The organism is Lentzea sp. CC55 (assembly GCF_021056325.1).
GTDB lineage: Bacteria > Actinomycetota > Actinomycetes > Mycobacteriales > Pseudonocardiaceae > Lentzea > Lentzea jiangxiensis.
Genome location: NZ_JAJCXE010000009.1, coordinates 49,248 through 74,146, shown reverse-complemented (window position 1 = coordinate 74,146; position 24,899 = coordinate 49,248). Strand labels below are relative to the sequence as shown.

The 24,899-nt window shown below is 69.9% G+C and carries 24 protein-coding genes, 1 tRNA gene and 1 pseudogene; 10 read left to right on the top strand and 16 right to left on the bottom strand.

What is annotated here, in order from left to right; genetic code table 11:
- Positions 1 to 17: 17 nt before the first annotated feature.
- A complete protein-coding gene (locus tag L6E10_RS06865) occupies positions 18 to 734 on the top strand; it encodes a haloacid dehalogenase type II (protein ID WP_236217896.1) in 717 nt (238 codons plus the stop codon).
- 43 nt (positions 735 to 777) lie between these two features.
- Here the strand turns inward: L6E10_RS06865 and L6E10_RS06860 are convergent, their stop codons facing one another.
- Positions 778 to 1,248, bottom strand: a complete 471-nt coding sequence (locus L6E10_RS06860; protein WP_236217894.1) for a GatB/YqeY domain-containing protein — start codon at positions 1,246 to 1,248, stop codon at positions 778 to 780.
- A gap of 68 nt (positions 1,249 to 1,316) precedes the next feature.
- Between L6E10_RS06860 and L6E10_RS06855 the strand changes: the two genes are divergently transcribed.
- The 4 genes from L6E10_RS06855 (at position 1,317) to L6E10_RS06840 (ending at position 3,469) form a co-directional block, all read left to right on the top strand.
- On the top strand, positions 1,317 to 2,270 hold the full coding sequence (locus tag L6E10_RS06855; RefSeq protein ID WP_236217892.1) for a metallophosphoesterase: 954 nt from the start codon (positions 1,317 to 1,319) through the stop codon (positions 2,268 to 2,270).
- A 19-nt stretch (positions 2,271 to 2,289) separates the two neighbouring features.
- Positions 2,290 to 2,363, top strand: a tRNA-Pro gene (locus L6E10_RS06850).
- A gap of 569 nt (positions 2,364 to 2,932) precedes the next feature.
- Entirely contained in the window at positions 2,933 to 3,160 is a 228-nt protein-coding gene (locus tag L6E10_RS06845; RefSeq protein ID WP_236217890.1) for a hypothetical protein, read from the top strand.
- A 9-nt stretch (positions 3,161 to 3,169) separates the two neighbouring features.
- On the top strand, positions 3,170 to 3,469 hold the full coding sequence (locus L6E10_RS06840) for an antibiotic biosynthesis monooxygenase (RefSeq protein ID WP_236217888.1): 300 nt from the start codon (positions 3,170 to 3,172) through the stop codon (positions 3,467 to 3,469).
- Here L6E10_RS06840 and L6E10_RS06835 read toward each other — a convergent pair.
- On the bottom strand, positions 3,459 to 3,941 hold the full coding sequence (locus tag L6E10_RS06835; RefSeq protein ID WP_236217886.1) for a GAF domain-containing protein: 483 nt from the start codon (positions 3,939 to 3,941) through the stop codon (positions 3,459 to 3,461). The genes L6E10_RS06840 and L6E10_RS06835 overlap by 11 nt on opposite strands.
- 227 nt (positions 3,942 to 4,168) lie before the next feature.
- Between L6E10_RS06835 and L6E10_RS06830 the strand changes: the two genes are divergently transcribed.
- The gene (locus L6E10_RS06830; protein ID WP_236217884.1) at positions 4,169 to 5,980 is read left to right on the top strand and encodes a prolyl oligopeptidase family serine peptidase; all 1,812 of its coding nucleotides are present in this window, start codon (positions 4,169 to 4,171) and stop codon (positions 5,978 to 5,980) included.
- Between the two features lie 57 nt (positions 5,981 to 6,037).
- Here the strand turns inward: L6E10_RS06830 and L6E10_RS06825 are convergent, their stop codons facing one another.
- The 3 genes from L6E10_RS06825 to L6E10_RS06815 all read right to left on the bottom strand — a co-directional run bounded on the left by L6E10_RS06825 (position 6,038) and on the right by L6E10_RS06815 (position 7,609).
- Entirely contained in the window at positions 6,038 to 6,514 is a 477-nt protein-coding gene (locus L6E10_RS06825; RefSeq protein ID WP_236217882.1) for a Dps family protein, read from the bottom strand.
- A gap of 16 nt (positions 6,515 to 6,530) precedes the next feature.
- Complete coding sequence (locus tag L6E10_RS06820) at positions 6,531 to 6,953, bottom strand: organic hydroperoxide resistance protein (RefSeq protein WP_236217880.1); 423 nt, start codon at positions 6,951 to 6,953, stop codon at positions 6,531 to 6,533.
- Positions 6,954 to 7,033: 80 nt separating this feature from the next.
- Entirely contained in the window at positions 7,034 to 7,609 is a 576-nt protein-coding gene (locus L6E10_RS06815; protein ID WP_236217878.1) for an NADPH-dependent FMN reductase, read from the bottom strand.
- Between the two features lie 65 nt (positions 7,610 to 7,674).
- Between L6E10_RS06815 and L6E10_RS06810 the strand changes: the two genes are divergently transcribed.
- Positions 7,675 to 8,727, top strand: a complete 1,053-nt coding sequence (locus L6E10_RS06810) for an alpha/beta hydrolase (protein ID WP_236217876.1) — start codon at positions 7,675 to 7,677, stop codon at positions 8,725 to 8,727.
- On the opposite strand, the gene L6E10_RS06805 is transcribed toward L6E10_RS06810, so the two are convergent.
- The 6 genes from L6E10_RS06805 to L6E10_RS06780 form a co-directional block, all read right to left on the bottom strand.
- A complete protein-coding gene (locus L6E10_RS06805) occupies positions 8,703 to 9,878 on the bottom strand; it encodes an MFS transporter (RefSeq protein ID WP_236217874.1) in 1,176 nt (391 codons plus the stop codon). The genes L6E10_RS06810 and L6E10_RS06805 overlap by 25 nt on opposite strands.
- 10 nt (positions 9,879 to 9,888) lie before the next feature.
- Complete coding sequence (locus L6E10_RS06800) at positions 9,889 to 11,070, bottom strand: MFS transporter (RefSeq protein WP_236217872.1); 1,182 nt, start codon at positions 11,068 to 11,070, stop codon at positions 9,889 to 9,891.
- Positions 11,071 to 11,129: 59 nt separating this feature from the next.
- Positions 11,130 to 12,524 carry a gluconokinase gene (locus tag L6E10_RS06795; protein ID WP_236217870.1) on the bottom strand — a complete coding sequence of 465 codons (1,395 nt, stop codon included), beginning with the start codon at positions 12,522 to 12,524 and terminating at the stop codon, positions 11,130 to 11,132.
- Positions 12,521 to 13,261, bottom strand: a complete 741-nt coding sequence (locus L6E10_RS06790; protein WP_236217868.1) for a class I SAM-dependent methyltransferase — start codon at positions 13,259 to 13,261, stop codon at positions 12,521 to 12,523. The genes L6E10_RS06795 and L6E10_RS06790 overlap by 4 nt, the downstream gene beginning before the upstream one ends.
- 66 nt (positions 13,262 to 13,327) lie before the next feature.
- Complete coding sequence (locus L6E10_RS06785) at positions 13,328 to 14,392, bottom strand: aspartate-semialdehyde dehydrogenase (RefSeq protein ID WP_236217866.1); 1,065 nt, start codon at positions 14,390 to 14,392, stop codon at positions 13,328 to 13,330.
- Positions 14,389 to 15,654 carry an aspartate kinase gene (locus L6E10_RS06780; RefSeq protein ID WP_236217864.1) on the bottom strand — a complete coding sequence of 422 codons (1,266 nt, stop codon included), beginning with the start codon at positions 15,652 to 15,654 and terminating at the stop codon, positions 14,389 to 14,391. Before L6E10_RS06780 ends, L6E10_RS06785 begins: the two co-directional genes overlap by 4 nt.
- 104 nt (positions 15,655 to 15,758) lie before the next feature.
- On the opposite strand from L6E10_RS06780, the gene L6E10_RS06775 reads away from it, so the two are divergent.
- Positions 15,759 to 16,982, top strand: a complete 1,224-nt coding sequence (locus L6E10_RS06775) for a hypothetical protein (protein ID WP_236217862.1) — start codon at positions 15,759 to 15,761, stop codon at positions 16,980 to 16,982.
- Positions 16,982 to 17,542 (top strand): nitroreductase family protein, encoded by a 561-nt coding sequence (locus tag L6E10_RS06770; RefSeq protein WP_236217860.1) that lies wholly within the window; start codon positions 16,982 to 16,984, stop codon positions 17,540 to 17,542. Before L6E10_RS06775 ends, L6E10_RS06770 begins: the two co-directional genes overlap by 1 nt.
- On the opposite strand, the gene L6E10_RS06765 is transcribed toward L6E10_RS06770, so the two are convergent.
- Genes L6E10_RS06765 through L6E10_RS06755 form a run of 3 tightly spaced genes read right to left on the bottom strand, consistent with a single transcriptional unit; the run spans position 17,528 to position 18,649 of the window.
- On the bottom strand, positions 17,528 to 18,028 hold the full coding sequence (locus tag L6E10_RS06765) for an NUDIX domain-containing protein (protein ID WP_236217858.1): 501 nt from the start codon (positions 18,026 to 18,028) through the stop codon (positions 17,528 to 17,530). The two genes, L6E10_RS06770 and L6E10_RS06765, sit on opposite strands and share 15 nt — an antisense overlap.
- A 10-nt stretch (positions 18,029 to 18,038) precedes the next feature.
- Positions 18,039 to 18,326: a hypothetical protein gene (locus L6E10_RS06760; RefSeq protein ID WP_236217856.1), complete on the bottom strand. Its 288-nt coding sequence runs from the start codon at positions 18,324 to 18,326 to the stop codon at positions 18,039 to 18,041.
- 26 nt (positions 18,327 to 18,352) lie between these two features.
- The gene (locus tag L6E10_RS06755) at positions 18,353 to 18,649 is read right to left on the bottom strand and encodes a hypothetical protein (RefSeq protein WP_090097643.1); all 297 of its coding nucleotides are present in this window, start codon (positions 18,647 to 18,649) and stop codon (positions 18,353 to 18,355) included.
- Between the two features lie 696 nt (positions 18,650 to 19,345).
- Here L6E10_RS06755 and leuA point away from each other — a divergent pair.
- Positions 19,346 to 21,172, top strand: a complete 1,827-nt coding sequence (gene leuA / locus L6E10_RS06750) for a 2-isopropylmalate synthase (protein WP_236217854.1) — start codon at positions 19,346 to 19,348, stop codon at positions 21,170 to 21,172.
- An 866-nt stretch (positions 21,173 to 22,038) separates the two neighbouring features.
- Here leuA and L6E10_RS06740 read toward each other — a convergent pair.
- Both L6E10_RS06740 and L6E10_RS40205 read right to left on the bottom strand, forming a co-directional pair.
- Positions 22,039 to 23,243: pseudogene (locus tag L6E10_RS06740) on the bottom strand (MFS transporter); the annotation flags it as partial.
- Positions 23,244 to 23,272: 29 nt separating this feature from the next.
- Positions 23,273 to 24,841 carry a discoidin domain-containing protein gene (locus L6E10_RS40205; protein WP_308102676.1) on the bottom strand — a complete coding sequence of 523 codons (1,569 nt, stop codon included), beginning with the start codon at positions 24,839 to 24,841 and terminating at the stop codon, positions 23,273 to 23,275.
- Positions 24,842 to 24,899: the final 58 nt, after the last annotated feature.

Sequence of the window (24,899 nt, the reverse complement as noted above, 5' to 3'; positions counted from 1 at the left end):
GTACTACAGTTCGCGTCATGGACCTGACTGCGTACAAGGCGCTCAGCTTCGACTGCTACGGCACGCTCATCGACTGGGAGACCGGGATCGCGGCGGTGCTGTCGCCGTGGGCGCGCTCGGCCGGCCTGTCGGTGTCGGACGAGGAACTGCTGCTCGCGTACAGCGAGCAGGAGGCCGTCGTGGCGGCCGAGACACCGTTCCGGCTCTACCCGGAGGTGCTCGCGGAGTCGTTCCGCCGCACCGGCGCCGCACTGGGGCGCGAGGTGGGCGACGAGTGGGCCCAGCGGCTGGGCTCGTCCGTGCCCGACTGGCCGGCGTTCCCGGACTCCGCGGACGCGCTGGCGCGGCTGGCGGCGCACTACGAGCTGATCATCGTGTCGAACGTGCACCGCGAGGGGTTCGCGGGCAGCAACCGGCACCTGCGCGGGGACTTCGCGGCGATCATCACCGCCGAGGACGTCGGCGCGTACAAGCCCGCCGAGAACCACTTCCGCGCGTTGGACACCACGCTCGGTTCGCTGGGGGTGGAGCGGTCGGAGCTGCTGCACGTGGCGCAGAGCCTGTTCCACGACCACGTTCCGGCCAAGCGGGAGGGGCTGCCGTCGGTGTGGATCAACCGGCGGCACGACAGGCCCGGCTGGGGCGCGACGCCGCAGCCGTCCGGCGACTACCGCTACGACCTCGAGTTCAGGTCCATGGGCGAGTTCGCGGACGCGGTCGACAAGGCGTTCTGAGGTTGGTGTGCCGCAGCGGTTCCGGCCGCTGCGGCACGTCGGTTCAGCTGGTGAGCTTGGCCTTCACGGCGGCGGCGACACGACCGCCGTCGGCACGGCCCGCGACCTCGGCGTTGACGGCCTTCATGACCTGGCCCATCTGCTTGGGTCCCGGCGCCTCGCCGAGCTGCGCGGCGACGGCGTCGTACGCCTTGTCCACAATGGACGCCAGCTCCGCGTCGCCGAGCTGCTTGGGCAGGTAGGTCTCCAGCACGGCGAGCTCCTGGCGCTCCAGCTCCGCCTTCTCGGCCCGGCCGGCACCGTCGAAGGCCTCCGCGGCCTCCTTGCGCTTCTTCGCCTCGCGCGCGAGGACCTTCACGACCTCGTCGTCGGTGAGCTCACGGGCCTGCTTGCCCGAGACCTCCTCGTTCGTGACAGCCGTGAGCGCCATCCGCAGCGCACCGGCCGTGACGGTCTCCCGAGCCTTCATCGCCACAGTCAGGTCGTTCTGCAGCCGCGTCTTCAACTCCGCCATGGCGCAGAACGGTACCGCCCGCCGGATGCCGCGCCGATCGAGTTAACCGCCTTCCGTACCCTGGACGCGTGAACAAGCTCGGCCGAGCCCTCCTCGCCACGACCGCAGTAGGCGCCGCGACCATCGCGTACGCGGCGGGAATCGAGAGGAGGCACTGGACCCTGCGCACGGCGACAGTGCCGGTGCTGTCCCCCGGCGCGAAGCCGATCCGCGTGCTGCACATCTCGGACCTGCACATGACGCCGAACCAGGTGTCGAAGCAGCGCTGGGTGGCCGCGCTGGCCGACCTCGACCCGGACTTCGTCGTGAACACGGGCGACAACCTCGCGCACAAGGACGCCGTCCCCGGAACGCTGCGCGCGCTCGGCCCGTTGCTCGACAAGCCGGGCGTGTTCGTCTTCGGCAGCAACGACTACTTCGCCCCGAAGCTCAAGAACCCGGTGCGCTACCTCCTGCCGTCGTCGAAGACCAAGCGCATCCACGGCGTGACGCTGCCGTGGCGCGACCTCCGCGCGGGCATGATCGAGCGGGGCTGGGAAGACCTCACGCACGTCCGCAAGACCGTGATGGTCAACGGCCAGGCCATCTTCTGCGCGGGCCTCGACGACCCGCACCTCAAGCGCGACCGCTACGCCGACATCGCGGGCACCCCCGACCCCAGCGCCGCCCTGCGGCTGGGCGTCACGCACTCCCCCGAACCCCGCGTGCTCGACCCGTTCGCGGCCGACGGCTACGACTTCGTGATGGCCGGCCACACGCACGGCGGCCAGCTCCGCATCCCGTTCTACGGCGCGGTCGTCACGAACTGCGAACTGGACCGCGGCCGCGCCCGCGGGGTTTCGCGCTGGGGCTCGCACATGTGGATGAACGTGTCCGCCGGCATGGGCACTTCCCCGTACGCGCCGGTGCGGTTCTGCTGTCCTCCGGAGGCGTCCCTGCTGACCCTGGTCCCGAGGCCTGTTACGCCTGGTCAGGGCCGAAATGAGGGGGTCCGATTCGGAGCTGGGGCGGACATGATGTAGAGTTCTACTCGTTCCCAGCCGGGGTGTGGCGCAGCTTGGTAGCGCGCTTCGTTCGGGACGAAGAGGTCGCAGGTTCAAATCCTGTCACCCCGATTGAAATACAAATCAGCTCCTGTTCCGCAGCAATGCGGACAGGGGCTTTTTTGTTTCCGCGGACACCGGCGCGGCTTTGAGTGACTTAGAACACTCGGGCGCGGCAAGGTCGGCTGCGGCGGTGGCGGACAGGGCCGAGGGGTCGAGTCGGCGAGCAGTCCCATCGCTCGTCTCGCGACTTCACGGAGCCGAATCGACCAGCCAACCCGACCCAGGGATGCAATTCCACATCAGCACGATTCGTATTGCTTTTTGTTTGCCGACAAGTCGATGACGAGGCCCCGACAGCACAGGGGCGAAGGTCCCGACTCCACACCCGCGAAGGACATCAACGTTCCTGATAAGCCACTCGATCGTGTGACACGGCTCGACACGCGCGGCCGTAGACGTCACCGTGCCTTTATGACAGAGAGCCATCGTTCCGGACCAAATCTTACGGAACGACCACGTTACGTTAACCCTTACGAGTGAAGGTTGACGGTTCAACTCACGTTGCGTAACGGGCAACTTGATCCAGACGACGAAGGCAGTGGCTCGGCCCTCGTTGCACGAAATCGGGAGATGTTCTGATGAACTCCGCCTCCGCCGCCAATCCCGGTCATCGCTCTTGGATCGTCATCGCGGCCAAGGCAATTGTGGTGTTGCAATCACTGGGGATCGTTTACATGCTCACGTCGGTGTGGGTGACGCTTGCTGTCGCAGCCGCGATCGCGGTCGTCGTCTTCTCGGTCAAGGTGCTCTCGCGCGCGTCGCGCCGGGTCGACCGGATCTTCGAGGAGGAACTGGGCCGCCAGTAGGGTCGGTCCGTGCTGACGCGGGTGTCCGAGGCTCTGGTGAAGCCCGGGCGGGAAGAGGAGTTCGTCGCGCGGGTCCTGGAGCTCGTCAGGACGTTCCCCGAGACCTGCGACGGCTTCGAGGGGCACGAGGTGCTCGTCGACCTCGACGACCCGTCGCGCGTGCGGTACGTGAGCCGGTGGCGGGACGAACAGGCGCTCGAACGATATGCGGGGCCCGGCTGGCGGACCGATCCGGTGACGTTCCCGGACGAGGACGAGTACCTGCGGCGGCCGTTGACCCTGCGGCACTTCGCGAGCGTCACCTGCTGAGGAAGCCCCGTGCGGGCAGGCCCTCCGGGAAGCGTTCCAGCGCCTCGCCGGCGGAGACCGCCAGCGCTTCCAGCGTCCGCACCTCGGCAGGGGTCGCGGAGTGCGGGACGGCCCAGTAGCACCCGATCGCGCCGATGGGGTCCGGGCGCAGGACCGGGGAGATCACCAGGCTCCGCACGAATGTCGGCCGATACGCTTCCTGGGGAATTCTCGAATCGAAGCGGATGTCGCGGATCGCGACGGTCTGACGATTTCTCATCGCCCAGCCGCTGATGCAGTTCACCGCGGGGAAGCGCTGGCCCTTCCACAGCGGGCTCATGGAGTCCTCGTCGGCGTAGTAGCAGAGGTCGCCGTCGAGGAGGACCACCGTCGCACCGTGCGCTGCCAGCGACGACCTGGCCGTCGTGCGCACGATGCGCTGCACTTCCTCCAACGTGGCAGCCCCCGCGAGGCGCTCCATCGTGTCGGACATTCGTCCACGTTAACCGTCGGCAGGTCTCACGCCTAGATGTTCCACCGGCGGCGGGAACTGTTTCGATCAATTGAATTGATCACCCGGCTTCGGCTCTGGCCACGCGGGAAAGCCGGGCGCGTCAGAACAAAGCCGCGAACTGTCGAGCGGGGTGGCGGTTCCGGCCCGTACGAGTCGAAGCCGATCGTCGCCTCCCCCGGGCCCGGAGCGGACTCTAGTGTTGAAGCGTGACGACGCACCCTTCTCCCGCCATTCCGGACCAGCTCTTCGAAGACCCCGCCGCCGAGACCCGGTGGCGCGAACGGTTCACCGCTCCCCGGATGAGCCTGCCCGGCTGGGCCGACGACGCACCGGACCGCACCCTCTACGTCTCCAACGCGAGCGGCGTGTGGGAGATCTACGCCTGGGACCGCGCGACCGACGAGCACCGCAAGGTCACCGACCGCCCGAACGGCACGTCGCACGCCACGCTGAACCCGGACGGCACCGAGATCTGGTGGTTCGACGACCACGACGGCGACGAGTTCGGCGTGTGGGTGCGCGAGCCGTTCGAGGCGGACGGCGGCAAGGCCGAGCCCGCGGTCGCCGGTGTCACGCCCGGCTACCCGGCGGGTCTGGAGATCGGCCGCACGGTGACGGCCGTGGCCGCGTCGACCGACGACGGCACCACGGTGTGGCTGTCGCGCGACGGCAAGAGCGAGGTGCTCTACCAGCACGTCAACGACGCCGGTGTCAGCGCGCTGGCCAAGGACGAGTCGCTCGTCGTGATCGCGCACTCCGAGCACGGCGACAACCGGCACATGGCGTTGCGCGCCCTGAACGCCGAGACCGGCGAGACGGTCGCCGAGAAGTGGGACGGCAAGGGCAAGGGCCTCGACGCCATCTCGTTCAGCCCGGTGCGCGGCGACCAGCGGCTGCTGGTGCTGCACGAGCGCCGCGGCCGCGAGGAGCTGCTGATCTGGGACGTCGCCGCCGACACCGAGCGCGAGATCGTCCTCGACCTGCCGGGCGAGGTCGCCGCCGACTGGTACCCGGACGCCTCCGCGCTGCTGATCGTCCACACGCACCACGCCCGCAACACCGTGCACCGCTACGACCTCACGACCGGCGAGCTGTCCACTTTGGACACCGCGCCCGGCGTGATCGGCTCCGCCGGGGTGCGCCCGGACGGCACGGTCGAGTACTCGTGGTCGTCCGCCGAGAAGTCCACGGTCATCCGCGCGCTCGCCACGGACGGCACCGAGCGCGTGCTCGTCGAGCCGGCCGGCGCCAAGCCCGCGACGTCCGCGCCGCTGGAGGACGTCTTCGTCGGCGAGGTGCACGCCCTGGTGTCGAAGCCGGAGGGCGAGGGCCCGTTCCCGACGGTCTTCCTCATCCACGGCGGTCCGCACTCCTCCGACGAGGACCGCTTCTCCGCGTACCGCGCGGTGTGGCTCGACGCCGGTTTCGCCACCGTGCACGTGAACTACCGCGGTTCGAGCGGCTACGGCTCGAAGTGGCGCGACGCCATCGAGGGCCGGCCCGGCATCACCGAGCTCGAGGACATCGCCGCCGTGCACGACTGGGCGGTCGAGTCCGGGCTCACCGACCCGGCGCGGTCGGTGCTGAACGGCGCCTCGTGGGGCGGCTACCTGACCCTGCTCGGCATCGGCACGCAGCCGGAGCGCTGGGCGGTCGGCATCGCGGGCGTTCCCGTCGCCGACTACCTCGCCGCCTACGAGGACGAGATGGAGCCCCTGCGGGCGTTCGACCGGGCGCTGTTCGGCGGCTCCCCGGAGGAGCTCCCGGAGCTCTACCGGGAGTGCTCGCCGCTCACGTACGTCGACCGGGTCACCGCGCCGGTGCTGATCCTCGCGGGCGAGAACGACCCGCGCTGCCCGATCCGGCAGATCGACAACTACCTCGACGCGCTCGCGGCGCGCGGGCACACCTACGAGATGTACCGCTACGACGCGGGCCACGGCTCGCTGGTCGTCGCCGAGACCATGCGGCAGACGGCGGCCGAGGTGGACTTCGCGCGCAGGCACCTCGCGAAGTAGGTCCGGACACGACGAAGGCCCGCTCCACCGCGGAGCGGGCCTTCCGTTCGCCGCGCGTCAGGCCGACTGGGCCTGCCACATCCAGTGCGCCTGCTCCAGCTCCTGCGTGATGCCGATCAGCAGGTCCTGGCTGACGAGGTCGTGCTTGTCGGACTCCTCGATGCGCGTGCGCATGCGGGCGATCAACGACCCCAGTGAAGCCGTGATCGACGAGACGACCTGCTCCTCCTTCAGCCAGCCGGTCTCGATCTCTTGCACGCCGGACGACGCGGCGATGGTCTTCGCCGTGCCGTTCGGCGTGACACCGAGAGCGGCCGCGCGTTCGGCGACCTGGTCGGCGGCGTTGCGCGCGAGGACGACCAGTTCGTCGAGCTGCAGGTGGACGCTGCGGAAGTTCTTGCCGATCACGTTCCAGTGGGCCTGCTTCCCGATCAGGGAGAGGTCGACGAGGTCGACCAGCGTCGCCTGCAGGATGGCGCCGACGGCGTCGCGGTCAGCGTCAGCGAGAGGGCTGGTGATCGGGTTCTTGGCCATGGTGGAACGAGCCTCCTCAGACGGTGACGGTGAGCGCCACCTCGATGTTGCCGCGCGTCGCGTTGGAGTACGGGCAGACCTGGTGGGCCTGCTCGACGAGCTTCTCCGCGACCGCCTGGTCGAGTCCGGGGATCTTCACCGCGAGTTCGACGGCCAGCTGGAAGCCGCCAGTGCCGTTGGATCCGATACCCACCTTGGCGGTTACCTCGGAAGACGCAACTTGAATCTTCCCGGCACGCGCGACGGCTGCGATGGCGGAGTTGAAACACGCCGAGTACCCGGCCGCGAAGAGCTGCTCGGGGTTGGTCGCGTCGCCGCCGGGGCCGCCCATCTCCTTCGGGACCGACAGCACCTCGTCGATCACACCGTCGGAGGAACGCACCTCGCCGTTGCGGCCTTCGCCGTAAGCAGTCGCCTCAGCCGTGTACAGCGCTTCCATTCCGCTCTCCTCGAGTCAGTGGGTGGTGCCCTTTCACCCAGGAGAACGCATCGCGCGCGACTTAAATGCCCGATCGTGTCTCAGTTCACGTCCGGGCGGGGCGCCTGGCGCAGCGCGAACTCGGCGACCTGACGGCCGATGACCCGCAGGTTGCGGTCCACGTCGGCGTCCGAGCAGGAGCCGTCGCCGTCGAACTTGACCTGCGCGGAGTTGATCGCGGAGCCGAGCGGGGTCGGCCAGCCGCGCAGCGCGTGCACGATCGAGCGCACCGCCGCGAGGGTGTTCACCGCGGCCTGCCAGCCGTAGGCGGCGGTGATGGTGCCGACCGCGCGGCCGTCGAGGTACGGGCGTTCGTCGTCGCGCAGGTCCTCGATGTAGTCGAGGGCGTTCTTGACCAGGCCGGACACGGTGCCGTGGTAGCCGGGCGACACGACGATCACGCCGTCGCAGCGGCGCAGGTCCTCGACCATCCTCGTCGCGACGTCGGTGCGGTCCGGCACCGACGGGTCGTAGAACGGGATCACCAGGTCGGGGCCGCTGTACTGGATCGTCCGCGCACCGAGTTCGCGAGCACCCTCCAGAGCCACCCGCAGCGCCCGTTCGGACTGCGAGTCGGACCTGATCGAGCCCCCGATGCCCACCACCGTCACCGTCATGGCAACGATCCTTCCACCTCCAGCTACCTGGAGATCCAGCACTACTCGTGAGTAACCTGCACCACATGTCGAACTTCCAGGCGGCCGCGCTGGCCCGTGCTCTCCGCTTCGCGTTCGGTCTCCCCGGCCCCGTGCGCCGGCTCATCGCCGGGCCCCCCATCCGCCTCGACGGTCAGGACCTGCACCCCGAGGCGCAGCTGCTGCTGAGGTTGCAGCAGCTGTCCGGGACGGGGTGGCGCACGAGGACGGCGCCCGAGAGCCGGCTGGACCTGGAGTTGAGCTCGAAGCTCGTGGCGGGGCCGAAGATCACCGGTGTGGGTGCGCGCGAGCTCACGATCGGGGAGTTCGCCGGCCGCCTCTACACGCCGGACGGCCTCGCCGCCGGCTCGCCGCTGCTGATCTTCTACCACGGTGGCGGCTGGGTGAGCGGCAGTCTGGAGAGCCACGACAACCTGTGCCGGTTCCTCGCCGCGCAGGCCGGTGTCCGGGTGCTCGCGGCCGACTACCGGCTCGCCCCGGAGGCGCCGTTCCCCGCCGCGGCCGACGACGCCGCCGAGGTGCTGCGCTACGCCGTCGCGAAGGCCGGGGACCTGGGCGTCGACGCCAAGCGGATCGCGCTCGGCGGGGACAGCGCGGGAGGCAACCTGGCCGCGGTGACCGCGCACGGCGCCGAGGTCGACATCGCGTTCCTGCTGCTCCTCTACCCCGGCGTGGACGCCTCGGTGCGCCGCCGCTCGCGCGAGGTCTTCGGTGACGGCTTCTTCCTCACCGACGAGAAGATCGACTGGTTCCTCGACCAGTACGCGCCCGGCGACGGGGACCGCCACGACCCGCGTCTGTCGATCATGCTGGCCGAGGACCTGTCGAAGATGCCGCCCACCTACATCGCGACCGCGGGCTACGACCCGTTGCGCGACGAGGGCGAGGCCTTCGCGGAACGGCTGGCGGCGGAGGGCGTGCCGGTCGTGCTGCGGCGGCACGAGGGCCTCTTCCACGGCTTCGCGAACGTGCTCGGCGTCGGCGGGGTCTTCCGCGAGGCCGTGTCCGAGGCCGTGGGCGCGCTGCGGACCGGCTTCGCGCTGGCCGACTCCGCTCAGGACGTGACGGGGACCGCCTGACGCCGGCGGGAGAACACCCAGCCGAGGCCCGCCACCACCAGCCCGGCGAGCCCGGCGACGACGAAGCCGAGCGGGGGTCCGCTGTGGTCCACGGCGACCCCCGCGAGCGGCTGGCCGGCGGCGACGCCGAACGTGAACGCCGACCCCTGCAGGCCGAGCGCGAGACCGCGGGCGGAGGCGGGCGCGTGCCGGCTGATCAGCTCGGTCGACGCGGTGATCGTCGGCGCGCACACGAGGTTCATCGGGACCAGCGCGATCGCGAGCAACGCCACGCTGCCGTCGCCCAGGCCGACCGGGATCTCCAGCAACGCCATGCAGGCCAGCAGCACCACCCCGCCCGGCACCCGTTTGAGGCTGCCGTAGACGAGGCCGCCGACGGCCGACGCCGCGCACATCACGACGAAGACGAGCCCGAGCCAGCTCTGCTTCCCCGCCTGCTCCAGCGACGCGATCGAGGCGATCTCCATGCCGGACAACGTCATCGTGGCGCCGAACGGGATGATCAGCGCCGCGATCACCGGCCCGCGCAGCCACTCCCGCACGCGCGGCTGCGGACCGGAGACGTCCTCGTCCTCGTGCACCAGCACGGGGTTCACGACGAAGAGCACCAGGCTCGCCGCCAGGATCGCCACGCCGATCGCGACCAGGGCCGTGCCGGTCGAGAACTCCGTCGCGAGCAGCACTCCCGCCGCGGGTCCCACCATGAACGACAGCTCGACCGAGATCGAGTCCAGTGAGAACGCCGGTCGCCGTTGCGGCTCGGGGATGAGCGCCGTCAGCGCCTGGCGGCCGATGGACATCATCGGCACCGCCACCAGCCCGTTGGCGAACGCGAGCACGAGAAGCACGTAGTAGTCCATCAGCGGCGCCGTGACCCAGAACAGGCCTTCGAGCAGGCTGAGCGCCAGCACGAACCTCAAGCCCTTGCTGTCGACCAGCTTGCCCATGAGCGGCGACCCGAGGCCGAGGCCGACCATGGTCGCGAAGCCGACCGTGCCGGCGGCCGCGTACCCCTTGTCGAGCGTGGTGACGACGTGCAGCGTCACCGTGACCCCCGCCGCCGTCGGAGGGATCCGGGCGAACAGCATCAGCAGCATCAGGGGCCGGACCCCCGGCAGGGACAGGACGGTCCGGAACGGCGCGAGGTTCACGGAGCCATCGTCACCCGACTGGCAACGGATTTACCCGCCGCTGCCGCGTGAGCAGCCAGGCGACACCCGCCACGAGCAGCCCGATCACTCCGGCGATCGCGAACCCCGCCGGAGCGCCGCCCCTGTCGATCGCGACGCCCACGACGGGCGCCCCGATCGCGTTGCCCATGGTGAACGCCGAGCCCTGCAACCCGATCGCGAGGCCACGGGCCGTGGGCGGCGCGAGCCTGCTGATGTGCTCACCGGACGCCGCGATCAACGGCGCGCACATGAGGTTCATCGGCACGAGGAGCAGGCACAGCAGCAGCACGTTTCCGTCACCCAGACCGACCGGGATCTCCAGCACGGCCATGAGCACGAGCAGCACCAGCACGCTGGGCACCCGCTTGACCCCGCCGTACACCAGCCCGCCCACGATCGACGCCGCGCACATCGCGAAGAACACGGCCCCGAGCCAGCTCTGCTTGCCGATGTGCTCCAGGGACGCGATCGCCGAGACCTCCATGCCCGCGAGGCACACGGTCGCGCCGACGCACACGACGAGCACGCCGAAGATCCGGCCGCGCAGCCACTCGAAGAGCTTCGGCTTGGGGCCGTCGACGACCTCGTCCTCGTGCAGCATCGGCGGGTTCGCCCAGTACAGCAGCACTCCGGCGACGAGGATCGAGACGCCGATGAAGGGCAGCGCGACGTTCGTGGAGAACTTCGTCGCGACGAACACGCCGAGCGCCGGACCGCCCATGAAGGACAGCTCGACCGAGATCGAGTCGACCGACAACGCCACCCGGCGCCGGTCCTGCGGCACCAGCGCGGTGATCACCTGGCGGCCGATCGACATCATCGGCACGCCGAGGAGCCCGACCAGGAACGACGTCGCGAGCAGCGTCCAGTAGCCCATCAGCGGCGCGGTCAGCCAGAACGCCGCGGACGCGACGACGCCGACCGCGAGCATCGGCCGCAGGCCGCGCTCGTCGACCAGCTTGCCCATCAGCGGGGCGCCGAACCCCATGCCGACCGTGCCCGCCGCGCCGACCAGGCCCGCCGCGCCGTAGCCCCGGTCCAGCGTGACCGCGACGTGCAGCGTCAGGATCACGCCGGTCGCCGCCGGGGGCATCCTCGCGAAGAACATGAGCAGCGCGAACGGACGCACTCCCGGGAGCATCAGGACGTGTTTGAAGGGGGCGAGGTCCACACCCGTCATCCTCGCCCGGACGGCAAAAGGTTTTCTTTGCTAACGATGTGATCGTCGCCTCAGCCGTAGAGGTCCTCCAGCGCCCGGTAGGCCTTGACCACGAACGGCCGTGCGGCGGCATAGCGCTCGACGAGCCCCTCGTCCGGGACGATCGTCCGGATCGGCTCCACGAGGTCGACGGTCAGCGACTCGATCTCCCCCAGTGCCCGCCACGCGAGCAGCGCCGCGCCCACCGCCGAACCGCCCGTGTCCTCGGTGAGGTGCAACGGCATGCCGAGCGTGTTCGCCAGGGTCTGGGCCCAGACCGGGGCGCGGAACGCACCGCCGGTGATCCGCAACGACTCCACGTGCGGCACGGCCTCCAGCACCAGCGCCAGCTGCTGACACACACCCTCGACCAACGCCTTGGTGATCTGCTGAGGGGTGTGTTCGCGCCGGAGGCCGAGCAACGCGGCGTGCGCGGTCGGGTCCCACCACGGCGCACGCTCGCCCAGGAGGTAGGGCAGGGCGACGAGCCCGTCCGAGTCGGCGTCGGCGGACTGGGCGAGCAGCTCGCCGACCGGGACGCCGAACATCTCCGCCGCCCACTGCGCGACGACGCCACCGTTGCTGATCGCGCCACCGCGCACCCAGAGGCCCTCGCCGATCGCGTAGCTGAACGTGCGGCCCTCGGCGTCGACGCCCGGCCCCAGCTGGGCCACGCGGAGCGCGCCGGACGTTCCGAGCGACACGGCACCGGCTCCGGGGGTCGCCGCTCCGACACCGAGGTTGCCCAGCGGCCCGTCGCCACCGCCGATGACCACGGGGATGCCCGGTCGCAGACCGGGGATGTCGGCCCTCAGCGGCGTCGAGTGCGTGGGGTCGACCAGCGGCGGGAGCTGGTCCGCCGTGACGCCCGCGAACTCGAGCGACGGCTCGTGCCACTGGAGCGTGTTGATGTTCATCAGGCCCGTGCCGGAACCGCACGAGTACTCGTTGAGCAGCTCGCCGGTCAGGTGCAGGTGCACGAAGTCCTTGATCTCGCACCACTTCGCGGCGCGGATGCCGTTCTCGTGGAACCAGGCGAGCTTCATCAGCGGCGTGAACGAGTGGATCGGGGCGCCGGTCGCCTGGTGCAGCGCGCGGCCCTCCGCGGTGCCGCGCAGGCGTTCGGTCTGCTCGACGGCGCGGTTGTCGGCCCAGCTCAACGCGTCGGTGACCGGGCGCAGGCCCGCGTCCAGGCCCATGATCGAGTGCATGGCCCCGGTCAGCGAGATCGCCCGGACGTCGTCGGAGGCGAGCTCGCTCAGCGCGTCGACCGCGGCGGCGAGCACCTGGTGCGGGTCGTGCGTGGCTTCGAGGCCGCTGGTGCGCATCGGGTAGGCGCGTTCGGTCGAGGCGACGACGCGGGCCTGCGCGTCCACCGCGACGACCTTGGTGGCCGTGGTGCCGAGGTCGACGGCGAGAACGATCACCGGGCACCTCGCACCGCGGTGAAGACGGCGAAGCTCGGCGACTTGCGCAGCGGGCCCCAGAACTCCTCGCCGCGCTCGTCGTCCGGCGTCACGGCCGGCTGCCGCGTCACGTCTGTGAGCCCCGCACGGGTCAACGCCGCGTCGAACACGCCGCGCTCCCAGTAGAAGGAGTCGAAGTCGAACGGCGGGTCGCCCAGCACGTGCACCTTGACCGGCTGCTTCACGTTCATCGGCCCGGTGCGGGTGATCTCGTAGCCGTAGCGGCCGTACTGGCCCAGCAGGTCCCAGTCGGCGTCCGGGTTCGGCACGAGCACGACGAGCCGGCCGCCCTCCGCGAGGTTCGCCTTCAGGTTGGCGAGCATGGCGTCGAGCGCGGTCTCGTCGTCCGCGTACCCGAGCAGCCACACGGCCGTCACGACGTCGAACTCGCCGAGCACCGGCAGATCGGTCGCGTCGTGCTGCTCGTAGGTGATGCCGCGGGGTTCGCGTCCCTCGACGTACCGGGCGTAGCCGATCATCTCGCCGGCCGAGTCGACGCCCACGACCCGCGTCGCGCCGAGGTCGTGGAAGAGCCGCGCGTAGAACCCGGTGCCGCAGGCCACGTCCAGCACCGACCTGCCGAGCAGGTCGCCGACCGCCGACAGCAGGGTCGCGCGCTCGGCCAGTCCGGTCGGGATGTGCTTGGCACGTTCGTAGATCGCGCCCAGGGCGTCGTACTGCTCGTCGCTCTCCGCCATGGGGCTCAGCCTAGGAGAGAAGAGGCCCCTGCCGTTCGCACGGCAGGGGCCTCGACTTCACGATCTTCAGAGCCGCTTCGCGAGCTCCTCCGCGACCTCGTAGGTGTTCAGCGCGGCACCCTTGCGCAGGTTGTCACCGCACACGAAGAAGTCCAGCGTGTTCGGGAAGTCCAGCGCCTGGCGCACGCGGCCCACGTACGTCGGGTCGCCGCCCACCACGTCGGCGGGCGTCGGGAACTTCCCCGCGGCCGGGTCGTCGATGAGGACGATGGTCGGCTGCTCGGAGAAGATCTTGTGCGCCGCCTCGACGGTGACCTCGCGCGCGAACGTCGCGTGGACCGACAGCGAGTGCGTGGTGACGACCGGGACGCGCACGCACGTCGCCGAGACCTTCAGGTCCGGGATGCCGAGGATCTTGCGGGCCTCGTTGCGGACCTTGAGCTCCTCCGACGACCAGCCGTCGTCCTTGAGCGACCCCGCCCACGGCACCACGTTCAGCGCCAGCGGGGCCGGGAACGGCGAGTCGTCGGCCGACAGACCGGCGGCGGCGAGCGCCTGCGCCACGTCACCCGCGGCGACGCCCGCCTCCTTGCCCGCGAGGGCGGCGATCTCGGCGTACAGGCGGTCGATGCCGGACTGCCCCGCGCCGGACGCCGCCTGGTAGGAGGCGACGACCAGTTCCTTGAGCTCGAACTCGCGGTGCAGGGCACCGAGCGACGCCATCATCGACAGCGTCGTGCAGTTCGGGTTCGCGATGATGCCGCGCGGGCGGTTGTCGATCTGGTCCGCGTTGACCTCGGGCACGACCAGCGGCACGTCGGTGTCCATGCGGAACGCGCCGGAGTTGTCGATCGCGATCGCGCCGCGCTCGGCGGCGATCGGGGCCCACTGGGCGGAGACCTCGTCGGGCACGTCGAACATCGCGATGTCGACGCCGTCGAACGCCTCGGGCGAGAGCGCGACGACCGTGAGGTCCTGGCCCCGCACGTTGATCTTCTTGCCCGCCGAGCGCGGGGAGGCGATCAGCCGGACCTCGCCCCACGGGAAGTCGGAGCGGGTGTTCATGATGTCGATCATCACGGTGCCGACGGCACCGGTCGCGCCGACCAGCGCGAGCACGGGGGCGGTCATCGTCCAGTCCCTGCGTGAACAACGGCCTCTTCGTCGGTGCCCAGGTCGAACGCGTCGTGCAGGGCACGGACGGCGTCGTCGAGCTGGGTGTCGCGGCAGATGACCGAGATGCGGATCTCCGAGGTGGAGATGATGTCGATGTTGACGCCGGCCGTGGCCAGCGCCTCGCAGAACGTCGCCGTGACACCGGGGTGCGAGCGCATGCCCGCGCCGATCAGCGACACCTTGCCGACGTGCTCGTCGTAGAGGACCTGGTCGAAGCCGATCTCACCGCGGGCCTTCTCCAGGGCCGCCACCGCGCGCGGGCCGTCGTCCTTGGACAGCGTGAACGTGATGTCCGTGCGGCCGGACGCCGCCTGCGACACGTTCTGCACGACCATGTCGATGTCGAGCTCCGCCTGCGCCACGACGCGGAAGATCTTGGCCGCGATGCCGGGGTGGTCGGGAACTGCCGTCACGGTGATTTTGGCCTCGGACCGGTCGTGCGCGACGCCGGTGATCATCGCCTGTTCCACGGGAAGGTCCTCCACTGAACCGGACACGATGGTTCCGGTCTTGTTGCTGAACGAAGAGCGGACGTGCACGGGGACGTTGTAGCGCCGGGCGTACTCCACGCAGCGGAGCATCAGCACCTTGGCGCCACAGGCGGCCATCTCGAGCATTTCCTCGTACGTGATCGTGTCGAGCTTCTTCGCGTTCGGCACGATGCGCGGGTCGGCGGTGTAGACGCCGTCCACGTCGGTGTAGATCTCGCACACGTCGGCCTTGGTCGCCGCCGCGAGCGCCACCGCGGTGGTGTCGCTGCCGCCGCGGCCGAGCGTGGTGATCTCCTTCGAGTCCTGGGAGACGCCCTGGAAGCCCGCGACGATCGCGATGGCCCCCTCGCCCGTGGCGTCCTGGATCCGGCTCGGCGTCACGTCGATGATCCGCGCTTTGCCGTGCACCGAAGTCGTGATCACGCCGGCCTGCGAGCCCGTGTAGGAGCGCGCCTCGGCACCGAGGGAGTTGATCGCCATCGCGAGCAGCGACATGGAGATCCGCTCACCGGAGGTGAGGAGCATGTCGAGCTCGCGGGCGGGGGGCACCGGCGAGACCTGGCGGGCGAGGTCGAGCAGCTCATCGGTCGTGTCGCCCATGGCGGACACGACGACCACGACGTCGTTCCCCGCCTTCTTGGTCGCGACGATGCGCTCGGCCACGCGTTTGATCCGCTCGGCACTCTCCACCGATGAACCGCCGTACTTCTGGACGACGAGCGCCACCGACCTGACCTCCTTCGCGCGACCAAAACCCCACGTCGTAGGCAGCCTACCCGGACCACCTGGTGAGACTCTGGAGCCGTGATGCGCGTGACTACTCTGTCCGCGTGTCGTCGAGCGCCGATGTCGTGGAGGCCCCAGCAGCCGTGCAGGAGAGCAGTGCGCGCTCACGGATGGCCGAGGCGCTCAGACACCCGGCCGCGCTCTGGACCGCCCCGGCGGTCATCTACCTGGCCGTGCGCCAGGTGGGCCTGTTCGTCCTGCAGCTCGTCGTCGAGTACCAGAACGGGATCACCGGCAAGGCCGACACCGCGACCGGCAACCTGAAGTCGTGGGACGGCGACTGGTTCCTCGGCATCGCCTCGGGCGGCTACAACGGCGTGCCGTCGCCGCCGTTCGACGCCTTCGGCAGGCGCACCGCCGAGACGCCGCTCGCGTTCTTCCCCGGCTACCCCGCGCTGATCAGGTGGGTCGACGGCCTGCCGGGCGTGGACGTGGTCGGCGCGGCGTTCGCGGTGAGCCTGATCAGCGGGCTCTTCTGCGCATACGGCCTGTTCGTCCTCGGCCGCGTCGTGCGCGACGGCTCGACGAGGGCCGGCCTGGTCTTCGTGACGCTCTTCGCCGCGTCCCCGATGGCGGTCGTGCTGTCGATGACCTACTCCGAGGCGACGTTCTGCGCGTTCGCCGCGTGGGCCCTGGTCGGTGTCGTGAAGAAGCGCTGGGTCCTCGCGGGCGTCTGCTGCGCGGCGGCGGGCCTGGTCCGCCCGACCGCGGCGGCCCTGATCGCCGCCGTCGGCCTGGCCGCCCTGGTCGCGGTGATCGCCGACCACCGGGACTGGCGGGCCTGGGTGGGTGGTGCGATCGCCCCGCTCGGCCTGCTCGGCTACCTGGGCTGGGTCGCCGTCCGGACGGGCGACCTGATGGGCTGGTTCGGCGTGCAGCAGCGGGGCTGGGGCTCGAAGTTCGACGGCGGCGCCGCCACCTGGGACTTCGCCCTGGGCCACCTCGCGAACCCGCGCTCGGTCCTCGAGACCGGCACCGTCTGGCTCCTGGGCCTGGCGATCGTGCTGGTCTTCTACGCCTTCCAGCGCCGCCTCGAATGGCCCCTGGTCGTCTACGCGATCGGCGTCCTGGTCATGGACCTCGGCTCGAACGGCCTGATGAACTCGAAGGCCCGCCTGCTGCTGCCCGCGTTCACCCTGCTGCTCCCCCTCGCGCTGGTCCTGGCGCGCCGCCGCACCTCGACGGTGCTGACCGTGCTCGGCATGGCGACGCTGCTCAGCGCGTGGTTCGGCGCCTACTCCCTCGCCGTTTGGCAGTATGCGATCTGATGAACGAGCTGATCTCGAAGCGCTGGAGCCCCCGAGCCTTCGACGCCGGGGCCGAGGTCTCCGACGACGAGCTGCGCACGGTGCTCGAAGCGGCCCGCTGGGCCCCGTCCCACGGCAACAGCCAGCCGTCCCGCTTCATCGTGGGCCACCGAGGCACGGAGACGTTCGACGCGATCTTCGACACCCTCACCCGCGGCAACAGGACGTGGGCCCACCGCGCCTCGGTGCTGCTCATCGGCTGCGTGATCACCCGGGACGCGCGCGGCGACATCCCGAACGTCGAGTTCGGCCTGGGCCTCGCCATGGAGAACATGGCCCTGCAGGCCACCGACCTGGGCCTGATCGCGCACATGATGGGCGGCTTCGACGAGCGGGCCGCCCACACCGCGTTCGCCATGCCCGGCGACGTCCGCCCGCTCGTGGCGATGGCTCTGGGCCGTCAGGGCGACCTCTCGGTCCTCCCGGACGACCTCCAGGCCCGCGAACAGCGCGAACGCCGGCGCCAGCCGCTGTCCGAAACCGTCTTCACCGGCACCTGGGGCCAGTCACGGTTCGAGTGAGAAGTACTTGGTCGCCACCTCGTCGTGCAGCGGGAACGCCAACGGCTCCCACTCGAAGATGACCCGGCGCTCGGAAGCCTCCTCGTTCGGCACGAACGGGGGCAGGTCCTCGGCGTTGACGGCGGGCGCGGCGGCGAACATCAGCACCGTCTCCCCGTCCGGCGTCGACACGAAGTGCAGCGGCCGCAGGTCCTCCGGCGGAATCCGCACGCCGGCCTCTTCCTCCAGCTCCCGCACGGCGCTCTGCTGCCAGGACTTCCCGCGGTCCATGAACCCGCTGACGAACGCCAGCCGCCCCACCGGCGGAATGGCCCGGCGCACGGTGAGCAACCCGGTGCGGGACCCGTCCTTCACGGGCACGAGCAACACCACGACGGGCGAGGGGTTCGCCCAGACCACGTGCCCACAGGCAAGGCACTTCCGCGGGTAGCCGGACGTGTCCGCGTACCCGGTGCCGCAGCTGTTGCAGAAGTCGTCTCGCGCCATACCACCGAACCTAGTTCAGGCGCCTCACGACTTTGAGGACGATCGCTCGAACGGCCAGCCAGAAAACCGCGGCGAGCCCGAAGTTGACGATCACCCGCAGCTTCGCGTCCTCGGGGCTGAACAAATCCCTGAACGCCAGAGCCACGGGCTCGGCCACCGCCTTGACGGAGGTGGTGATGGGGTTGCCGGGGTTGGCCCCGCCGACGGTGAGCACGACGTGAACGACGAGCACGACCGCCAGCGCGAGGCCGACCCAACTGACGATCCCGGCGGCGATACCGACCACGCGTGTCCGCATACCACCGAAATCTACTACCCAGTAGCTCAGTAGCGCGAAACCGCACGCGCCAGCAAACCGGTCACGACCAGCCAGAACACGGCGGCCAGACCGTAGTTGAGGAAGACGTCGAGGTTGTAGTTCCCGGTGGCGAAGAGGCCGGGGAAGAACAACGCGAGAGGCTCGGCGAGGGACTGGACGAACTTGAAGAACGCGTTGGCCTGGTTGGCACCCAACACGATCATCAGGATGTAGAGCACCTCAATGAGTGCGAAGAGCGCGCCGATGCCGCTGATCACGCGGGAAGCCGTGCCGCGGCCACTGGTCGTACGTAATCTGGACATACATGAACTTTTCCCGGGTATCCGGCTCGCAAAACGTGCAAGTTGACCTGCTTATGAACCCGTTACCAGTGCAAAGGCGAAGCCGAGCCGTCTTGGCTTTGGCTCTTGGCTTTTCAGGCGGCCCCACCCACAACGAACGCCACCGGCAGCCGCCCAACACAAACAGGCGTGCCATCAACCCGCTCAAGGCGCGGGCCCCTGATCAGATTGCCGGGGGTCTGGGGGCAGCGCCCCCAGGGGGAAGCACGCAAGGCGACCAGGCCGCACGCAACAGCGGGAACACAACAGGCCGCCGCAACAGCGGAAACGCCCTCAAGCCGCACCCATCACGGCGAACACGACCAAGCCGCCGCAACAGCGGAAACGCACCCAGGCCGCACACAACAGGCGAACACCACCAGGCCGCGCCCCACCCGAAACCCGCCACACCCAGCACAAACCGCAAGCTGACGCAGGCGTCCCCCCACCCTCAGGACCCCTCGCAACACAACCTACCCAGCACCCCCGACACCCTCGGACATCCCACGATCCGGTCGTCGAGTTCCACCTGTCCCCGACATGTGGCTACTCTGTCCCCCGTGTGGCGTTCCCTCCTGCTTCGCTGCCGTGACGGGGTCTGATCAGACCGGCCCCCCGTCGCGGGCTTCAGCGTTGCCGCCGGTCGTTCCCCGCTGACGACCCGCAGGAGCACCGAAGATGACCTCCAACGAGGCTTTCACCACGACCAACGCCTACGACTCGGCCGACGCGTACAGCGCGGGCACCAGTCGCATCCGCAAGCCGAGCCGCCCCGCCCCGGAGTCCCAGCAGTCCTGGAACCGCCAGCTGGGCAGCAGCATGCCGTTCCACCGCTACCGCCCGTTCCACGAGCTGGTCGAGGTCGTCGACGTACCGGACCGCACGTGGCCGACGAAGCGGATCGAGAAGGCCCCGCTGTGGTGCGCGGTGGACCTGCGTGACGGCAACCAGGCCCTGATCGACCCGATGTCGCCCGCGCGCAAGCGGAAGATGTTCGACCTGCTGGTCCGGATGGGCTTCAAGGAGATCGAGGTCGGCTTCCCTGCCGCGTCCCAGACCGACTTCGACTTCGTCCGCGAGATCATCGAGGACGGCGCCATCCCGGACGACGTCACGATCCAGGTGCTGACGCAGTGCCGCGAGGAGCTCATCGCCCGCACGTTCGAGTCGCTGCGCGGCGCGAGCAAGGCGATCGTCCACTTCTACAACTCGACCTCGATCCTGCAGCGCCGCGTCGTGTTCCGCTCCGACCGGGACGGCATCAAGAAGATCGCGACGGACGCGGCGAAGTTCGCCAAGGAGCAGGAGAAGGCCTACCCCGAGACCGACTTCCGCTACGAGTACAGCCCTGAGTCCTACACCGGCACCGAGCTGTCCTACGCGGTCGAGGTCTGCAACGCGGTCCAGGCGGTCATCCAGCCGACGCCCGAGAAGCCGCTGATCGTCAACCTGCCGGCGACGGTCGAGATGGCGACGCCGAACGTCTACGCCGACTCGATCGAGTGGATGTCGCGCAACCTGGACAACCGCGAGGCGATCATCCTCAGCCTGCACCCGCACAACGACCGCGGCACGGGTGTCGCGGCGGCGGAGCTGGGCTACCTGGCCGGTGCGGACCGCATCGAGGGCTGCCTGTTCGGCAACGGCGAGCGCACCGGCAACGTCTGCCTGGTGACGCTCGCGATGAACATGTTCAGCCAGGGCATCGACCCGCAGATCGACTTCTCCGACATCGACGAGGTCCGCCGCACGGTCGAGTACTGCAACCAGCTGCCGGTGCCCGAGCGGCACCCGTACGGCGGTGACCTGGTCTTCACCGCGTTCTCCGGCTCGCACCAGGACGCGATCAAGAAGGGCTTCGAAGCGCTGGAGGCCGACGCCAAGGACGCGGGCCAGCACGTCGACGACTTCCCGTGGGAGGTCCCGTACCTGCCGATCGACCCGAAGGACGTCGGCCGCAACTACGAGGCCGTCATCCGGGTCAACTCGCAGTCCGGCAAGGGCGGCGTGGCGTACCTGATGAAGCAGGAGCACCACCTGGACCTGCCGCGGCGCCTGCAGATCGAGTTCTCGAAGGTGATCCAGGAGGTCACCGACACGCAGGGCGGCGAGATCGGCCCGAAGGAGATGTGGGACGCCTTCGCGGAGGAGTACCTGCACGGCCGGGTGCCGATGTACCTGCTCAAGCACAAGGCGTCGTCGGACGGCAGCGGCCACGAGGAGATCATCGCGACGCTGCTGGTCGACGGCGAGCAGCAGGAGATCACGGGCTCGGGCAACGGCCCGATCGCCGCGTTCGTCGACGCGCTCGCGTCCATCGGCTACGACGTGCGGGTGCTGGACTACGCCGAGCACGCGCTGTCCGCCGGTGACGACGCCCGCGCGGCCGCCTACCTCGAGTGCGCGGTGGGCGACCGCGTGCTGTGGGGCGTGGGCATCGACTCCTCCACGGTCGCCGCGTCGTTCCGCGCGATCGTGAGCGCGGTCAACCGGGCCAACCGCTAGGACGCGAGCGACGGGGAGGACGCGTGCGGCACCAGCTGCCGCGGCGCGCCCTCCCCGTTCGCCGGAACGGCCCAGATGCCCTCACCCGGCAGGCCGTAGGCGATGGTGTCGTCGTCGAGCCACACGACCTGGTCGTCGATCCCCCGCGTCTCGGCCAGGGGTGTCTCCACCATCGTGGTCAGGTCCAGCACGTGCTGCCGCCACGGCCGTGCGCCGTCGCCGGGCACGCGCTTCTTGAACGCCAGGCGCTTGCCGTCCGGTGAGAGCGACGGGCATTCGGCGTTCTCCCGCAACGGTGTCGCCGACTCCTCGGAGGCGTCTCCCCGGACCAGGTACGTCTTCCCCGCGGTGCTGAGGGTCGCGTAGTACGTGCGGTCGTCCGACGCGAACGTGACGCCCCAGAAGTTCATGTCGTTGGTGGTCTTCATCCCGGCGACGCGCGTGCCCTCGATGTTGCTGGAGTACACCTCGCTCTGCCGGTCGAAGATCGCCGTGCGGGTCGAGAACGTGCCCGCCTGGGCGTAGGAGTCACCGGTCACGAACGTCGTCCACGACGCCATGCGCCCGTCCGCCGACAGCTTCGCGCGGTTCGGCACGCCGGCGACGTCGACGCGGCGGGTCTCGGTCAGCGACCGGTCGACGAAGACCGAGACCGATCCCGGCAGCGGGCCGGAGCGGTCGGCGAGGCAGACGCCCTGCTGCGCGGCCGTGTAGAACCGCTTGCAGGACAACGAGCTCACCCGCCGCGGCCCGGAGGGGTCGGACAGCGGCACCGACGCCACCTTGCCGCTCACGTCGTCCACGAACACCAGCCTCCCGGCCGACAGCTCGACCGGACCGGCCTCCACGGCGACGGACACCGCGTCCGGAGCGCGCAGGGCGTAGGCGGTGGCACCCGCGCCCAGCGCGACCACCGCGAGGACGACGACCAGGACCCTCACCACGCGAACCACGTCCACAGGGCGCCGAACAGAACGGAGGAGGCGGCACGGGCCAGCACCTGCCCGGTCTGGAGCAGGGCCAGACCGGACGTCCGCAGCTCGTCGGGGACCATCGGTCCGGCAACGGCCATCAGCACGCCGTCGGTGCACGCGTAGAACAGCCCGTGCAGCACCAGAACGCCGACGAGCAGCGGGATCCCGGACGCTCCCGCCAGCAGCACGTACGCGCCGAGCAGCGCGAGGTGGCCCGCCAGGAAGATCCTCCACCGGCCCACGCGGTCGGCGAGCGACCCCAGCGGCACGGCGGCGAGCAGGTACACACCGGCCGTGCCGAGGGGCAGCAGGGCGATGTAGGCGAGCTCGACGTCGAGCTTCTTCTGCAGCAACAGGTAGACGAACCCGTCGCCGAGCGTCAGGAACCCGAGCCCGCACGCGACCAGGCAGATCCGGCGGAACGGCCCGGACCGCAACAACCCGAACGCGGCGCGGAGCGACACCGCGACGCGTGGCAGCACATCGCGGTGATCACGCACGAACAGCACGAGGACCAGGAAACCCACCGCGGCGAAGCAGAAGCTCACCACGAACACCACGTCGTAGCGCGCCGGCAGCGTCCACAGCAGGCAGAACGCCACCAACGGGCCGAGGAACGCGCCGACGGTGTCCATGGCGCGGTGGACACCGAAGGCGCGTCCGAGTGCCGAGGGCTCGCTGCTCAACGTGATCAGCGCGTCCCTCGGCGCGGTCCGCAGCCCCTTGCCGGTCCGGTCCCCGGCGAGCACCAGCCCCAGCGCGGTGGCCGAGGTCCCGGCGGCGAGCAGGCCGAGCTTGCCCAGCGCCGAGATCCCGTACCCGAGACCGGCCACGAGCTTGCGGCGCTGCCAGCGGTCAGCCGCATGACCGCCGGCGACGCGGACCAGTGCTGTCACACCGGTGTACACGCCGTCCAGCACACCGAACTGCAGCGGGGAGAAACCCAGCCCCAGCACGAGGTAGAGCGGCAGGACGGCGGTGACCATCTCGGACGAGACGTCCGTCAGCAGGGACACCGCGCCCAGCGCGAGGACGTTCCCCGCCACCCTGCCGGTGCCACCCGCCGCCGGCGCTCGTCTTGCGGTTGCGATGTACACGACGGCCTCCGATCAACAACCAGGTGTGGTCAGCGACAGGTGAAGGGACCGGCCTTGTCGCGCACCGTGCCGGCCGTGTCGATGACCTCCCAGGAGTAGGTCCGGCCGGACAGGGTGATCTTCATGACGCCGTGGCTGTCCGCGAACCACTTCTCGACGCCCGCACGCGGCGTGACGTCCTTGTAGAGGTAGTCACCGCCGATGCCGACGATCGCGGCGCGCATGCCGTTGGTCGTGTCCACCGCACCGCTCTTGCCGAGCGGCTTGAGCCGCTCGTAGTGGTGGTCGTGACCGCTGAGCACGAGGTCGGCCTTGGCGTCCGCGAACGCGTTCCACAGCGGCGCCATCACGGACTTGTCGCCGTACTCGCCCGAGTTGAACCGCGGGTGGTGCCAGTAGCCGACGACGCACGGCTTGGTGTTCGCCGCCAGGTCGGCCTTGAGCCAGTTCAGCTGCGTGGAGTCGTCACCGGTGTCGTAGAGCTTCTGCGAGTCGAACGACACGAAGTGGAACTCACCGGCTTCCCAGCTGTAGTAGGGCTTTCCGGCCGGGTAGGCCTGGGCGCCGAAGTACGCCTTGTAGCCGTTGAGGCCGTCCTCCCACTCGTGGTTGCCGGTCGCCGGGTGGGTGATGCTCTTGTAGCGGCCCCACGACTTGTCGTAGTGCGCCTTGAACTCGCTGAGGGTGCCGCTGTCGTACTGGTTGTCGCCGACCGTGAGGATGTGGTCCGGCTTGATCTGGTCGATGAGCTTCGCGGTCTCGTAGTGCTCGCTGTTGGTCAGCGACGCGATGTCACCGGCGGCGACGATCGTGGTGGTGTCGCCGGGCCCGGCGGGCAGGGTCGTCACCTGCACCGCGTTGCTCACCGCGGAGAGGTTGCCCGCCGCGTCACGGGCGCGGACGGTGTAGGTGAACGCCGTCCCGGACGCGAGGCCCGAGTCGGTGAACGCCGTCCCGGTGGGCGTGCCGACGACGCTGCCGTTGCGCAGCACCTCGTAGCCGGTCACGCCGACGTTGTCGGTCGAGGCCGTCCACCGCAGACCGGCCGTGCTCGACGTGGTGCCGGTGCTCGCGAGCCCGGACGGCGCCGTCGGGGCCGTGGTGTCCCCGTTCGCGGTGCTGCCCCAGACCTCGATCTCCCACAGCGAGTAGCCGTAGGACGTGCCGCGCTTGGTGCCGTAGATCCGCACGTAGCGGCCGCTCGTCGAGACGGCGACGTCGTCGATGCCGCCGTTCTGACCGGTCAGGGTCTTCTTGGTGCTCCACGACGAGCCGTCGCTCGACGTCTGGATCTTGTACTCGGACGCGTACGCGGCCTCCCAGTTGAGCTTGACCCGCGAGATCGTGGCGTTGCCGCCGAGGTCGACGGCGATCCACTGCGGGTCGACGCCCTCGAGGCTCGCCCAGCGGGTCGTGGAGCTGCCGTCGACGGCGTTCGCACCGCCGAAGGTCGCGGCCTCGACGGACGAGACGGTGGTGGGTTTGTTCGCCGACAGCAGGGAATCGGCCGCGTTGGCCGTGCCGGACGCCGCGATCTGCGGCACCACGAGCGCCAGCAGGGCTAGCGCGACACCGGTCCTGGTGTGCTTTCTGATCACTTCGTTCCTCCTGGGCACAGGCGGCGGCTCGAAGGATTGGTTAACAAGCTTTCCAATT